At 60.6% G+C, this 13,048-nt stretch carries 15 protein-coding genes; 10 read left to right on the top strand and 5 right to left on the bottom strand.

Going from position 1 to position 13,048, the window contains the following annotated elements; translation table 11 throughout:
• Positions 1-4 precede the first annotated feature (4 nt).
• The 8 genes from AC1DD7_RS01560 (at position 5) to AC1DD7_RS01525 (ending at position 6,034) form a co-directional block, all read left to right on the top strand.
• Positions 5-805 (top strand): N-acyl homoserine lactonase family protein, encoded by an 801-nt coding sequence (locus AC1DD7_RS01560; protein ID WP_477513511.1) that lies wholly within the window; start codon positions 5-7, stop codon positions 803-805.
• Between the two features lie 93 nt (positions 806-898).
• A complete protein-coding gene (locus AC1DD7_RS01555; protein ID WP_477513510.1) occupies positions 899-1,717 on the top strand; it encodes an N-acyl homoserine lactonase family protein in 819 nt (272 codons plus the stop codon).
• Complete coding sequence (locus tag AC1DD7_RS01550) at positions 1,714-2,571, top strand: SDR family NAD(P)-dependent oxidoreductase (protein ID WP_477513509.1); 858 nt, start codon at positions 1,714-1,716, stop codon at positions 2,569-2,571. Before AC1DD7_RS01555 ends, AC1DD7_RS01550 begins: the two co-directional genes overlap by 4 nt.
• Complete coding sequence (locus tag AC1DD7_RS01545; RefSeq protein ID WP_477513508.1) at positions 2,568-3,506, top strand: NAD(P)-dependent oxidoreductase; 939 nt, start codon at positions 2,568-2,570, stop codon at positions 3,504-3,506. The genes AC1DD7_RS01550 and AC1DD7_RS01545 overlap by 4 nt, the downstream gene beginning before the upstream one ends.
• Positions 3,503-3,907, top strand: a complete 405-nt coding sequence (locus AC1DD7_RS01540) for a cupin domain-containing protein (protein WP_441431036.1) — start codon at positions 3,503-3,505, stop codon at positions 3,905-3,907. Before AC1DD7_RS01545 ends, AC1DD7_RS01540 begins: the two co-directional genes overlap by 4 nt.
• Positions 3,908-3,909: 2 nt before the next feature.
• A complete protein-coding gene (pcaC, locus tag AC1DD7_RS01535) occupies positions 3,910-4,314 on the top strand; it encodes a 4-carboxymuconolactone decarboxylase (protein ID WP_477513507.1) in 405 nt (134 codons plus the stop codon).
• Positions 4,311-5,201: an NAD(P)-dependent oxidoreductase gene (locus tag AC1DD7_RS01530; protein WP_441431034.1), complete on the top strand. Its 891-nt coding sequence runs from the start codon at positions 4,311-4,313 to the stop codon at positions 5,199-5,201. Before pcaC ends, AC1DD7_RS01530 begins: the two co-directional genes overlap by 4 nt.
• A gap of 47 nt (positions 5,202-5,248) precedes the next feature.
• The gene (locus AC1DD7_RS01525) at positions 5,249-6,034 is read left to right on the top strand and encodes a carboxymuconolactone decarboxylase family protein (RefSeq protein ID WP_477513506.1); all 786 of its coding nucleotides are present in this window, start codon (positions 5,249-5,251) and stop codon (positions 6,032-6,034) included.
• Between the two features lie 422 nt (positions 6,035-6,456).
• Here the strand turns inward: AC1DD7_RS01525 and AC1DD7_RS01520 are convergent, their stop codons facing one another.
• The 5 genes from AC1DD7_RS01520 to AC1DD7_RS01500 form a co-directional block, all read right to left on the bottom strand.
• Positions 6,457-7,029 carry a hypothetical protein gene (locus AC1DD7_RS01520; RefSeq protein ID WP_477513505.1) on the bottom strand — a complete coding sequence of 191 codons (573 nt, stop codon included), beginning with the start codon at positions 7,027-7,029 and terminating at the stop codon, positions 6,457-6,459.
• Between the two features lie 2 nt (positions 7,030-7,031).
• Complete coding sequence (locus tag AC1DD7_RS01515) at positions 7,032-9,029, bottom strand: primary-amine oxidase (RefSeq protein WP_477513504.1); 1,998 nt, start codon at positions 9,027-9,029, stop codon at positions 7,032-7,034.
• A gap of 78 nt (positions 9,030-9,107) precedes the next feature.
• Positions 9,108-9,377, bottom strand: a complete 270-nt coding sequence (locus AC1DD7_RS01510) for a hypothetical protein (RefSeq protein ID WP_441431030.1) — start codon at positions 9,375-9,377, stop codon at positions 9,108-9,110.
• Positions 9,378-9,684: 307 nt separating this feature from the next.
• On the bottom strand, positions 9,685-10,839 hold the full coding sequence (locus tag AC1DD7_RS01505) for a serine hydrolase domain-containing protein (RefSeq protein ID WP_477513503.1): 1,155 nt from the start codon (positions 10,837-10,839) through the stop codon (positions 9,685-9,687).
• A 166-nt stretch (positions 10,840-11,005) separates the two neighbouring features.
• Complete coding sequence (locus AC1DD7_RS01500) at positions 11,006-11,659, bottom strand: TetR/AcrR family transcriptional regulator (protein WP_477513502.1); 654 nt, start codon at positions 11,657-11,659, stop codon at positions 11,006-11,008.
• 402 nt (positions 11,660-12,061) lie between these two features.
• Between AC1DD7_RS01500 and AC1DD7_RS01495 the strand changes: the two genes are divergently transcribed.
• Positions 12,062-12,334 (top strand): hypothetical protein, encoded by a 273-nt coding sequence (locus AC1DD7_RS01495; RefSeq protein ID WP_477513501.1) that lies wholly within the window; start codon positions 12,062-12,064, stop codon positions 12,332-12,334.
• A 220-nt stretch (positions 12,335-12,554) separates the two neighbouring features.
• Entirely contained in the window at positions 12,555-12,713 is a 159-nt protein-coding gene (locus tag AC1DD7_RS01490; RefSeq protein ID WP_441431026.1) for a hypothetical protein, read from the top strand.
• The last annotated feature ends 335 nt before the right edge of the window (positions 12,714-13,048 follow it).

Here is a 13,048-nt window from a genome sequence, read left to right as displayed (position 1 = left end):
GCCTGTGTCTTCTGCCGTATCTAAATTCAACGTCATCCAGGTCAAGTACGGCGAACGTGTGACCAGGAAGAGCATTGTCTTCCATGGGTTCGCAAATTCCGGGGAGGCTGATGAGGATCAGCCCATGGACTACTCGTTCTGGATAGCTCGGAACGATGAGGCGATCATCCTGATCGACACCGGCTACGACGTCGCCGGGAAAGACTGGCTCGGGGAGACTAGCCGCACGCCGCCTCCCGAGGGTCTCGCGCTGCTGGGAATCGAACCGGCCCAGGTCAGCATGGTGATCACCACCCACTTCCATTACGACCACATCGGCTACGTTCACCTCTTCCCCCAAGCCGTCATCGTCGCCGCCCGCGCCGAGTACGAGTACTGGACCGCAAAGTTCGAGGAGAACGGTCTGGTCGGGGAGTTCACTGCGGCCGCCGACTTGGAGGCGATTATGCGCGCTGGCGAGGAGCAAAGGCTGCGGTTGATCGACGGCGAGACCGAGGTCCACCCGGGCGTGCGTGTCTACCCGGTCGGCGGCCACTGCCCAGGACAGCTACTGACACTCGTGCAGAGCAAATCGGGGCCGTTGATCCTCGCGTCGGATGCGATCCATTTCGCCGAGCAACTCGAGAAGGGCTGGCCGTTTTTCGCGCACACAGACCTCGACGAGATGTGCGCTGCGTTGGCATTTGCCAAGGAGCTCTCTGCAGATACCGGAGCACCCGTCATTCCGGGGCACGATCCGCGGGTGGCAGCCGAGTACCCCGCCCTGAATGGGCCGGCCAAGGCGATCGCTACTTCCCTTGGCTGAACACAGTAACGACGATCTGTACGAAGTTTTTCGTCCTCCCAATCGGGACCCGCCCGACGTCAAGCGGCTGGACCTCAAGCGAGGAGAGCGAGCATGAGTAGCAGTGATAGGTATCAAGTCAGCATTGTGAAGTTCGGTACGCGGTCCACGGTGAAGAGCGACGTTTATCTGAACTTCCACATCTACAAGATGGATGACGAGCCCATAGAGATGGATTACTTTTTCTGGGTAATCCGCAACGCACAACGTACCGTTGTCGTCGATACTGGCTTCTCCAAACACGGCGGGGAGGTCCGGAACCGCACTTTCCTGATAGAGCCGGCCGCGGCATTCGCCGCCCTCGGGGTCGATCCCTCCGAAGCACCGCAGGTCCTGGTCACCCACGGTCACTATGACCACATCGGAAACCTGGACTTGTTCCCCGAATCCAACATCATCATGGCCGGCGCTGAGCTGGATTTTTGGCTCAGCAGCTTCGCCGCCCGAAAGCAGTTCCGGCATTCGGTAGAAGGAGAGGAGCTTGACTACCTGAAGCGGGCGGCGGGCGAGGGAAGAATCAAGACCTTTGACCACGAGCACATCATCGCCCCCGGTATCCGGATGTTCCGGGTCGGGGGCCATACGCCCGGCCAGTCGATCGTCACCGTGGACACGAATGAGGGCCAGGTAGTGCTCGCCTCAGACGCCATCCACTACTACGAAGAATACGATCAGGACCTTCCGTTCATGTTCGTCAATGACATTAGGGAAGTGTACGCCGGCTTCGACACGATCAGGCAGCTGATGGCCACGAGCGCGAAGCACCTCGTGACGGGCCACGATCCGTCCACCCTGGAGCGGTTTACACCCGTCACAGCCGGACCGCTGGCCGGACTGGCAGCAACCATCGGCAGAAAGGAAGAAAAGTCATGACCCTCCCTCGATTTGCCGGAAAGGTCGCCATTGTTACCGGCGCGGCCGGCGGTCTGGGCGAAGCCTCCGCCAGGCGTCTCGCCATGGAGGGCGCACATGTAGTCGCCGTGGATATCAAGGCAGAAGCCGCCGCCGCCGTTGCACGATCGCTGCCTACCCGCTGCATCGCCGTAGCCGCAGATGTTGCTGACGAGACTGATGTCAATAACTACATCCAGGAGGCCCTGGACGCCTTCGGACGGGTGGACCTGCACCATCTCAACGCGGGGATCTTCGGAAAATTCGCTGCCCTGCCGAACGTCGAGGTGGAAGATTTCGACCGGGTCATGAACGTCAACGTGCGCGGACAGTTCCTGGGCATGAGGGCCGCTTTCCGCCAGTTCAAGGCGCAGCGCAGTGGCGGCAACATCGCCATCACGGCATCCATAGCCAGCCTCACAGGAGCCGCCGACCTGTTGGCCTACCACACCTCAAAACATGCAGTGGTGGGGTTGGTCCATGGCGGCTCCGTCTACGGGGGGCCGCTGGGCGTCCGCGTCAATGCAGTAGCACCTGGAATCGTCCCGACCGAACTCTTTGCCGCCGCCGCAAGCACCAGTGGCGGCAAGAACGATATGGAGCAGCGTGCCAGCACCACCCCTATGAGGCGGGCAGGCACTGTCGATGAAATAGCAACCGTAGTGGCCTTCCTACTGAGCGAAGACTCCGCTTACGTCACCGGGCAGCTGATTGCCGCTGACGGCGGCGCATCCATTGTGAACACTGTACGCCCCAGCGGCGGAGCCGGGGCCTGGGACACCACCAGCGTTGACGAGGCGATTTACGGCAACAACTTCTTAGGGATGGAACGATGACTGGACTCCGGATAGGGTTTATCGGCCTGGGCAACATGGGCGGCCGCATGGCCACTTGTATTACCCGCGCTGGAAGAGAAGTGTTGGGATTCGATACCGTCCCGGCAAACATCTCCGCCGCCGGTGCTACCCCTGCCGCGAACGTAGCGGATGTGGCGAACAGCTCGGACATCGTCCTGCTGTCCTTGCCCAAGAGCTCCGTTGTGGAGGACGTCATGCTGGGTGAAAGCGGCGTTTTGGAGAACCTGCGGCACGGGCAAATTGTCGTCGACCTGAGCACCTCCACCCCTGCGTCGACCCGCATGCTAGGCGGTAAGGTGTCTGCCGCCGGTGCGAGTTACCTGGACGCCGGGATCTCCGGAGGAGCGGCTGCCGCAGAAAAAGGCCAGCTGGTTCTGATGGTTGGAGGCGAGGAAACCACGCTTGCTCGTGCGCGCCCGGTTCTCGAACTCTTTTCAAGCAAAATCTTTTATACCGGCGAGTCAGGGGCCGGGCATACCACCAAGCTCCTGAACAACTTCCTGAACGCCACCACGCTCTCTGCAACGGCTGAAGTCATGGTCGCTGGCAAGAAGGCCGGACTAAACCTTGATGTGCTTCTGGATGTCATTAACAACAGCTCGGGCGTAAGTTTCGCGTCGCTGAACCGGTTCCCGAAAATCATCAAAGGAGATTATCTCAAAGGTGGCCTCACCAATACCCTCATGATGAAAGACGTGTTGGCCTACGTCGAACTTGCCGCGGAACTCGGAGTGGTTAGCCCCAATTCTGCGGGACCACTTGCGAGTTTCGGTCTGGCCAATGCCCTTGGTTACTCCGAGCAGATCAGCAACACAGTAGTTGATGCCATCGGCGATGCCTCCGGCGGTGTGCGGCTTTTTGAGCAGGCATCCGTCGGCCTCAAAAAGCTGCCCGAAACGAAGGAGCAGCAATGAGGATCATCAACGGACCTGTACAGGACGGCACAGCCGACAAGAAAGGTTCACAGTTCAGCGGTACCGTCTTCCCCTACCTGACGATGGCATCCACGGACGGCGTCACCATCAATACGGTGAACTTCACGCCCGGCGCAAGGACGTACTGGCACCACCACGAGGACGGTCAGATACTCCAGATAATCGCCGGCCGCGGCCTCATCCAAGCATCAGGCGAAAACAACCCGCGCGTCCTCAACGCCGGTGACACCGTGTGGTGCCCGCCGGGGGAGCGCCACTGGCATGGGGCCGCACCAGACTCATTCATGACGCACACCGCGATTTCCCTCGGAGTGACCCATTGGGCCGAGCCGGTCGGGGAATCCGACTACACCAAGACCGCAGAGCTCCGGAAGGAATAACAATGGAAAACATCGGCACCGACAGCACCAGGTACGAAGAGGGACTGACCACCCGCAAAGAGGTCCTCGGCGCCAGCCACGTGGAGCGATCCCTCGGGCAGGTTTCCGAGTTCAGCCGCCCCATTCAGGAACTCGTCACAGAGTACTGCTGGGGCGCCATATGGAACCGCGATGGTCTTGACCGGCGTAGCCGCAGCATGATCAACCTTGCGATGCTCACGGCTCTGAACCGGTCACACGAACTCGAAGTTCATGTTCGCGGCGCCATCAACAACGGCCTCTCGCAACGGGAAATTCAGGAAGTTCTTATGCAGACAGCCATCTACGTCGGCGTCCCCGCCGCCTTGGAGTCATTTCGGGTGGCGGAAAAGGTTCTCACTGAAATGAAATTGAGCGAGACGTCATGACTACAACCGCATTCTTTGGCCTCGGCAACATGGGAATGCCAATGGTAAAACGACTCCTGGCGGCAGGACACAAGGTCCGCGGTTTCGATCTCGCCGAGGAGGCACGAACGCGACTGGCCGAAGCAGGCGGCACCAGTTGTGCGTCGCCAGCGGAAGCAGTTGCCGGTGCATCCACCGTCATCCTGATGCTGCCCAACTCCGATGTCGTCGAAGCTGTCATCATGAGCCCGGAAGTGAACGACAGCCTGACCAGCAACAGTCTGGTCATCGACATGGGCTCCAGCGATCCGTTCCGCAGCCAGTCCTTGGAACATCAACTTCGCCAAAGAGGCATCCGTTTCATTGATGCTCCTGTATCGGGGGGCGTGAGGGGTGCCCAAAACGGCACGTTGACCGTCATGGCAGGGGGAGACGACGAGGACCTCCTCGATGCCTCCGCTATTCTGAACTGCTTCGGAACCGTCAAGCGCGCCGGCATGGTGGGTGCAGGTCACGCGGCCAAAGCACTGAACAATCTCATGTCCGCCGCTCATCTGCTTGTTAGCAGCGAGGCCATCCTCGCCGGGCAAAGCTTCGGCGTGGACCCTTCGCTTCTATTGCAAATTGTCAATGACTCCAGCGGAAAAAGCGGCTCGACCGAGAACAAGTGGCCCAACTTCATTCTTTCCGGCACATTCAACTCGGGCTTCGCCCTGAAACTGATGCTCAAGGACATGAAGATTGCAGTTGACCTCGCTGACCGGGTCCATTCCGAGTCCAGGCTCAGCCACGCCGCCATCCAGCTTTGGGAAGAGGCGGCAGCAAACCTCCCGGACAACGCCGACCACACGGAAATTGCCCGATGGGTGGCTGCAACTTCGCAAGGATCCATAGTCAGCCAAAGATAGGGTTACTCATCCCCGCCGGCCCGACATACACGCAGAAAAGGACATCAATGGAACTGACAGCCCGCCAACAAGAAATCAAGCACGAATTCATCAGCGTCCGCGGGACCTGGGGAGAGGCGTGGGAATCGATCCTGATTCTCAGCCCCGAGTTCCTGTCCGGCTACCTTTCCATGGCATCCGTCCCGTGGAAAAAGAATCACTTGGAAGACAAGGTCAAGGAGTTCATTTATATCGCCGTAGACAGTGCGGCAACCCACATGTATCTCCCTGGTGTTCGGCAACATGTTCGGGCCGCCCTTCGCTCCGGTGCCACGTCCGCGGAAATTATGGAGGTAGTGGAACTGGCCAGCACTCTGGGCGTGCACGCCATGAACGTGGGAGTTCCTATTCTGTGTGAGGTCCTTGATGAAGCCGGAGCGCGTCAGGCAAAAGAACCGCTCACCGAGTACCAGGAGCGGGTTAAGAAGGAGTTCACCGCGAACCGCGGCTACTGGAACAAGATCTGGGACGACACCTTGGAGCTTGACCCTGAATACTTAGAGGGCTACACCGAATTCTCCTCGGCATCCTGGAAACACGGTCCGCTCGAGCCCAAGGTCAAGGAATTGATCTATATCGCCTTCGACATTGCCGCGACGCACCTTTACGAGCGGGGAACCAAGCTGCACATGGAGAACGCGCTCCGTTACGGCGCTACGATCGAGGAAATACTCGAAGTCATGGAAATCGCTAGCGTTATTGGCATCCATGCAGCCACCACCGCCGCGCCGATCATTCTCGAAGAAGTCGCCGCCTTCGAAGCAGAAAAGACTGCGTTGCGACTGTCTTTGTGAACGAGGTGGGAATCGTCGTCCCAGGAAGTCTGTATGCCGGAGGCTGGCCCGGGTTCTGATAACCATATGGATCCATAGCTTTTCTTCCGGGCACCCTTCCTGGGAGGGCTTGGTCTCCGGTCGTTCCTGACGTTGGCCTCGGGGTCGATGGTCGGCGACCGGAACACCGAACCGCGCCGCTACTCATACGGCGCTTCAAACGTCGATAATGGGCGTTCTGTCGTCGGACTGGTCACAAGGATCTGTCATGTTCTGTGGTGACCAAACTCGACCGCTTGGGACGGTGCCTTTCCGACGCAAGGGACATGCTGAGGAGCTGACAGGCAAAGGGGGGTGGATCAAGGATAAGCTGACACGCCCCCGTCAGGATCGTCGAACGAGGCAGCTAATTGGTCGACGGCTTACCAAGTCTTCGCGAGATGTCATCCAATTCCTGTCAGGGACATGATCACCACGGAGAGTCCCATCGCTGCGGCTTCGATGCGGTTGCTGCGCGGTGATCCATGGCAACGTAGTGCCATCCACCCGCTCGCCGCCGCATAGAGCGCCGCGCCTGCGCTGAGCACCATGACCAGCGCGTCGGTCGCATGACCGTCGTGCGCGAAATGACTACTGTCCGGCATACGTCCGGACGCCATCGGATGGGTGTCCATGATGATGAGTAAGGCCGCCGTCAGGATGAGCCCAATATTCCGGTGCATGCCCATCCGGTTGCGGCTCACAGCGTCTTCGGCGAACCGGGAACCGGCGCGGGCAGGCGACCCGCCCTGTCCGCGCCGCGACGCGAAAGCGCTGCCCAGGGCCGCGACCAGCATTATCGCCGCCCAACCGGCTCCGGGGATCGGGCTTACGTGCAGGGCACTGTCTGCCATCGCGAGGAGCATGATCAGCGCGGTGATCATGTTCAGGGTCTTTCCGCGGGACTTGGCCGCGGCGGTGCAGCAGGCACCGACCGCGGCCAGGCCGACGGTCCCAAGGTGCAGGGCTTCGACCATGGTTAGTCGTGGCACCCATGGGTGTCAGCGGCGGTCGGGGTTGTGCAGTGTCCTGTGGCTGCTTTGTTGGGTGGGACGTTCAGGGCCGGGTTCTTGCCGAAAAAGCCGTAGGGTTTCAGGGTGAATTTGGCGTAGTCGGTGGGCATGACTGGCCAGTCTTCGGGGCGGGGGAAGTGCGTGGGTCCGAAGGTGTGCCAGAGGACGATGTCTTCGCCGTCCACGGACCGGTCCTGGGCCGTGAAGGCCGGGAGTCCGCCTCCTCCGGGGCTTTGGTGGACGAAATCCCCGGAAGCGTAGCGTTCGGCCGGGTCGTATTGGGTGACCCACAGGTGTTTGGTGGCAAAGGCTGCCCGCGCTGCGAGCGAGGAGTCCGGGTCGGCCATCAGGGTGGGCTTGTCATCCGGGTAAAGGACGTATCCGGTGGGCTGGCCCAGACGGTTTGTCTTCTCGGTGTTAACGATGTGCCAAGCCCGGCCTACGGAGCCCTTGGCTTCCCGCGATGCTGTTTGTTCGGTGGTCAGGCGCGTGACTGATTTGGTGAAAGCTTCTCCGCGGTCGTTGGTGTCGCTGTAGGGAAGACGCACGGCGTCCACTTCATCCACTGCGTTGGTGACCCCATCGACCATCATGTCGAGGCGTGCGCTGAACAGGTGCTGATGATACGGGGCACCCAACCCGGGTGCCACCTCGGAGTTATAGGGAGCGCCGGCCGCCGTGTAGCCGGACGTGAAAAGGACGCCGGTGAGCTTGGCCTCAAGCTCGATGGTGCCATCCAGGTAGAGGTACCAGTAAAAGCCGTAATCGTAGTTGCCCACAGTGGTGAAGCTGCTGATGACCAGGCGTCGGGAACGGCGGACCTCATTGGATCCGGTGAACATGTCGGAGTGCTTCCAGAGTGTCCCGAAGTCCTCTTCGTGCATGCAGATCCCGTTTTTGATGGTGTATGGGGTGCCGGCCTCGTCCGCGAGGACCGCGTCGAAGTACTTAATCTCGCCTACGCAGTCGCAGCCCAGCTCAAGTGAATTGGTGAACCGCCCGAACAGGTATTCGCCGAGGTCGAAGTAGTTCTGCCAGAACCGGATCGGGGAAGGATCACCGTAGGGCACGACCATCTCAGCGATTGAGGCGCGGTAAATGACAGGCCTTTCCTTCCCGTCGTCGGTGAAGGAAAGGTTGCGCAGAATAAGTCCTTCCCGGGCATCAAAGCCGATGTCGAACTTCCAGTTCGCCCAGCTCACCGATTCCCCGTCAACACTGAAGCTCGGACCTTCTGGCTGGGTGATTTCGATCGGCTTCAAAGACGTCAACGGTTCACCTTGCACCTTGGGGTCATCAAAGTTGCCGGACTCGGCCGCGATGGGCACCGCCCCTGTGTCGATAAGTCGCGTGATCTTGCGGTCTGTGGCGTCAACGTATGCGCACAGGCCCTCCAAAGGGTGCGCCCAGGGGTGGTCTTTGGGGTAGTCCTGACGGAAAGCCAGAACGCGAACGATGCGCCGGCCGACTTCCTCCTCAAACCCGTAGGACCCTGCCGACAGCGGAATGCACATGACCTTCTCCGGAACCGTCCCGCGGTCGGCCAGGGCCTGAACCCAGCGAGGATCTTCGGCACAGATCCCGGCGATGGCGTCGAACTCCTCCAGTAGGATCGGGACCTGGCCCTCGCCAGGGTCGATGTCAACAGACCGGAGCACGCGGGCCTGATCGAGGGAGACGATATTGTCCGTGGCAGCACCGGTAGCCATATCCAGCAGCATCACCCGGGCAAGACGCTCAGGACGCGGACCGCCGCCCTTTTGGAAAGCAAGAACTTCCCGCTTATGCGGCTCCTCCAGCCCTACATACGCAAAACGGGTGGTGAGTGTGAAGGTGGGTCCGGCCGAGATGATCTCGCGGATCTGTACGAACTCTGAAGCTGTGAGGTTGGCCAACGGTCCGGCGGGCTGCAGGGTCAGCATTCCGGCGGTGCCTGCGGCGGCATCAGTGGAGGGGAGGTTCATGGGGAAAGTTCCTTAGTGCACTGTATGAGTGCGTTGGGTGGGGATTCGTGAAGGATGGAGTCTTGCAGGAGACAAGCTTCAGGGGGTAACCGCCTCGTCGAGGAACGGCTGCTCATCCAGGTCTTGCCCGGCACGGGGTTTGCGGCGCAGCGCCGCTGCCTGGATGAGTCCGACAACCGGGGCGGTGACGACTACCGCCAGAAGGGTGATGCTGACCGGGCCGAAGACGGCCGGGCCCGCGGCGTCAAGTTCACCCGCCATCAGCGGGAAGTACGCGAAAACGATTCCCACGACCAAGAGGAGTCCCGCCAGGCCCGGACATCGGCCCGCGTTTACATCAGGCCACATCCTCCTGCAACAGATATCAAACTACGCACGCTGTCGTTGCCCAGAAGGCCAAACGTTCACACTCCGCAGACCAGGGCGAGTAGCACCATGATGAGAGCCATAGCGGTAGGCGCTGTTGCGGCAGCGATGAGGCGAATCGCTGCGGCGGCAGATCGGAGGCTAGCGGCGATGACAGCGCTGGCGCGTCGGATTCTCACCCGTGGTCCCCCTGGTGCCCGTGGTGCGAGTCGGTGGCGCAGTGGCCGCCGCTGGTTGCAATCGGCGCGTTGAGTACGGGATTTCCTGTCGAACGCGGGAGAGCCACGGACTAAAGCGACTCAGCAATCGCTCGTAGGCACGCCACGTTCTCGACGTCCTGGTTCGTTGCCTCGTCAGGCGACGTACCATACTTCCGATTCGCCGACAACTTCACAATTACCGCTCGCGCCTCGGGCAGTACGTAGATCAGCTGGTTATACACGCCGATAGCGGCGAATTCACCCTCGCGGATATTGGGAACCCACCACTGATAGCCGTAACCGAGGCCGATTGGATGAGTACCAACGATCGCGGCGCCCGCCTCCCGGATGGGTGAGTCGACTGTGACGGAGTCCTTCACCCACGATTCTGGGACTACCTGCTCGCCGAACCAGTTGCCGCCATTGCGGTAAAGCTCGCCGAGACGGGCGTAGTCTCGCGAGATGAGGTTGAGTCCGGCGAATGACATCTCGGTGCCGAGGGAGTCGGTGATCCAAGTCCCGTCGGCCTCGAAACCGAGCGGCTCGATGAGCTTTTCACGCATGTATTCCGACAGACTGCGGCCTGTGACGCGAGCAATAAACGCGCCAAGTACTTGAGTTTCGCCGGAGTTATAACGGCAGACCGTCTCGGGTTCGCTCTCACGCGTCATCCTCGCGATGAACCCGTCAAGTCCGTTTCCTTCACCGACGAGAGCCCCGGACAGTTTGAAGATATCCGAGTCAGTGTCACTGTAATCCTCGTTCCATCGTGCACCCGACGACATGTGCAGGACATCCCTGATCGAAACTCCGTCGTACGCGGATCCGGGTTCCACCGGCACGTAGGCACTGATGGACTCGTCGATGGAGGAAAAGAGCTTTTCCTCGAGCGCAATACCGACCAGGGCCGAAACAAAGCTCTTAGCGACCGACATTGACAACCACGGAACATCTACCCCGCCCGTGAGCCAGTACTTCTCGAAGCGAATCGCGCCGTCCTGCAACACCAAGAGTGCAGCAGTGTCAGTGTCGGCAAGGAATTGCGTGGTCGAGCGTTTGACTCCCTCGAAGTCGTAGCTCGTGGGAAGCTCGGCGTCCTCGCCTTGCGGCCAGGGCCGTGGCTGCGTTGCCGCGCTCATTACCGTGTTCGGTACGAGCTCGCTGATGCGGCTGAAATTCTCATGCTGCTCGGCTCCGGTGAAGAGTTCAAATTCGAGCATGCTGCGGTGGGGGTATTCGGGCACGATGAGATCCATTCGTTCTGCGACATGGGCGGGCCGTCTGCCTGGCTCGTCAGTTCCAAAAGTAACACTACCAATCGGTACGCGTACCGATTGGTAGTCACATTTCACGCGTTCTTAACACGCCGGAAACGTGCAGCCCTCCGAACCCTTGCCTCGACGAACGAAGTCAGACTGTTGTGCTTCCGCCGCGGCTGCGCACATCCACTGCAACCGCCTTTGCAAAGCGGCGCATCGCGCGATCCGCGCGGGCCTCGTCTCTGGTCAAAATGAGCTCGACCGCCGCACCCCGATACTGCGCCACTACAAGTGTCGTGACAATGTCAGCCTCATCCGCACTGAGACCAAAATGCCTCATGAAAGTTTGCACGATCGGCACCGTTAGATCCTGAGACAGGGAGCCGCGAATTTGGTTACGGTCGACGCCCTTGTAATGCAGATCAGCCACAAGCTCGTATAACAGAGGAAACTGATGCACATTCGACCCGCAAGTCAGTCGCTTCCAAACGTCAAAAACGAAGTCCTCGAGTTTTGTTACTCCGGAAGCCAGCGGCACACCCGCTCCGACGGTGGTCCTGACGATGTCGGCCCTGATCTTGTCGACGACCTCATGGATTAGAGCCTCTTTGCTCTCAAAGTGACGCAAAAGAGTCGCGTGGGTCACCCCAACCGCGACCGCAGCAGGCCGAAGAGAAAATTCCGCCAAACCAAATTCGAGAATGTACTCGGCGAGGGCGGCCACGATCTCTGGACGCCGATGCTGGTGACGCAGAGCACGGCCGTCGATTCGGTCGGACGTCGATCGGGGTATCTGAACACTCACTCTATGGACTATAGCTGTCGAAGCATGGCGTGCAAGCGATCTTGCGACGACGCAGCCGCCCTGCTCCCCTTCCAGCGACCGTCGAGCTGCTCGACTCGTCGTAGGAGGGCGTCCTGGCCGTCCGGGCCCTGACGGACTACCTCGCCACCGGCCGCGGTGCGATCTGCCACTACGTGGCCGGCAAGGATGAGCTCCTCGCGGAGCAACGGATCACATCGTCGGCGGGATATTTTCGAGCGCTGCTGACGATCCAGATCCCGCGAATCATCTCGCGGGCTCGCCCTCGGGAGATTCGATGCACTCTCCGCACGCCCCTGGGTCGGAACGCAACTAGGGAGAGAACCCATGCAGCCGGCAGGTCTTGCGCATCTGTAAAGGGCTGGGATCCCCTGCTGGAGCCGCATGGAAGTTACCGGCACTGGCAGCTCGGACGCAGGAGTGGCCCTGATGAATTACCTGCTCGGAGCTGCAGCACAGTACGCCGCGACCTCCGGCAAGGTGGCCTCCCGCATCGACAGGACGGCCTACCTCGAGGCATTCGCGGCGGAGCTGACCCGGATAGACCCGGACACTCACGAGATCGTTACGGCCCTTCTGGAGCACCGGGACAGCGCGCAGTTCCTCGCCGGCATCGAGGCCGCGAACACCTCGACGAGCCGGCCGCCTGACTATTGACTTCAATACGCATGGTCCGCACGGCGACTAGAAGGCTAAGTCGGCGAACCCCTGATTTTTGGGACGCGTTTTTGGTGGCTGGGTCAGATTCGGGGCTGAGCGGCCAGTCCCATGATGTGGGTGAGGTTGTCCATCGCGGCTTGGAAGGAGCGCGTGGCGGCTCGAAGCCTCGTTGGTGCCGGGGTTTCCAGGTCGGCCAGGCCGGTGGGGGCAGCCGGTCGTGAACGGCGCTGATGAACATGGCGGTGGAAAGGCCGGTGTGAGTGACCCGGTAGCGGTGGGAGTGTGGGATGCGTTCGGGGAGGCCGTGGTGACGAAGCCGGCGCAGATCATGGGTCGTCTGCCCGACGGTAACGGTGCCGGGGTGCGTTCCACCTAGCCGTGCGGTGAGCGCGGGCAGATCCCGCTTGATGGACCCGTCCGGTTGCAGCTTGAACACTGGCAACGCGGACAAGAGTGCGTGGCTTCGTTGTTGCCCGAGGCGCAGTCCAGGGATCCGGGCCCCAGTGGCGGTGATGACTGGGTCGGTGATGGCCGTAGTGCCTGGGTTCCGGTGATCGGGTCGTGGCTGATTCTTTGGACGCGTAGCAGGCGCCTGTTGGCAGTGAAGCCGATCTCCCGCAGTGCGGGCATGTTTGCCAGTCGTTTGCCGATTCGGAAATCCTGGCTGTCGTTGATTATTGTCTCGGTCCGCAGGGCCCTCCCTTCCTTGTG

This window comes from Paenarthrobacter sp. 10L412 (assembly GCF_056395565.1).
This window is presented reverse-complemented; position numbering and strand designations above follow the sequence as displayed.

Bases quoted from the DNA above. Each gene is read 5' to 3' on its own strand.
- AC1DD7_RS01525 (WP_477513506.1), top strand. From the start codon at position 5,249: ATGGAACTGACAGCCCGCCAACAAGAAATCAAGCACGAATTCATCAGC.
- AC1DD7_RS01530 (WP_441431034.1), top strand. From the start codon at position 4,311: ATGACTACAACCGCATTCTTTGGCCTCGGCAACATGGGAATGCCAATG.
- AC1DD7_RS01520 (WP_477513505.1), bottom strand. From the start codon at position 7,029: ATGGTCGAAGCCCTGCACCTTGGGACCGTCGGCCTGGCCGCGGTCGGT.
- AC1DD7_RS01510 (WP_441431030.1), bottom strand. From the start codon at position 9,377: ATGTGGCCTGATGTAAACGCGGGCCGATGTCCGGGCCTGGCGGGACTC.
- AC1DD7_RS01550 (WP_477513509.1), top strand. From the start codon at position 1,714: ATGACCCTCCCTCGATTTGCCGGAAAGGTCGCCATTGTTACCGGCGCG.
- pcaC (WP_477513507.1), top strand. From the start codon at position 3,910: ATGGAAAACATCGGCACCGACAGCACCAGGTACGAAGAGGGACTGACC.
- AC1DD7_RS01555 (WP_477513510.1), top strand. From the start codon at position 899: ATGAGTAGCAGTGATAGGTATCAAGTCAGCATTGTGAAGTTCGGTACG.
- AC1DD7_RS01515 (WP_477513504.1), bottom strand. From the start codon at position 9,029: ATGAACCTCCCCTCCACTGATGCCGCCGCAGGCACCGCCGGAATGCTG.
- AC1DD7_RS01545 (WP_477513508.1), top strand. From the start codon at position 2,568: ATGACTGGACTCCGGATAGGGTTTATCGGCCTGGGCAACATGGGCGGC.
- AC1DD7_RS01495 (WP_477513501.1), top strand. From the start codon at position 12,062: ATGGAAGTTACCGGCACTGGCAGCTCGGACGCAGGAGTGGCCCTGATG.
- AC1DD7_RS01540 (WP_441431036.1), top strand. From the start codon at position 3,503: ATGAGGATCATCAACGGACCTGTACAGGACGGCACAGCCGACAAGAAA.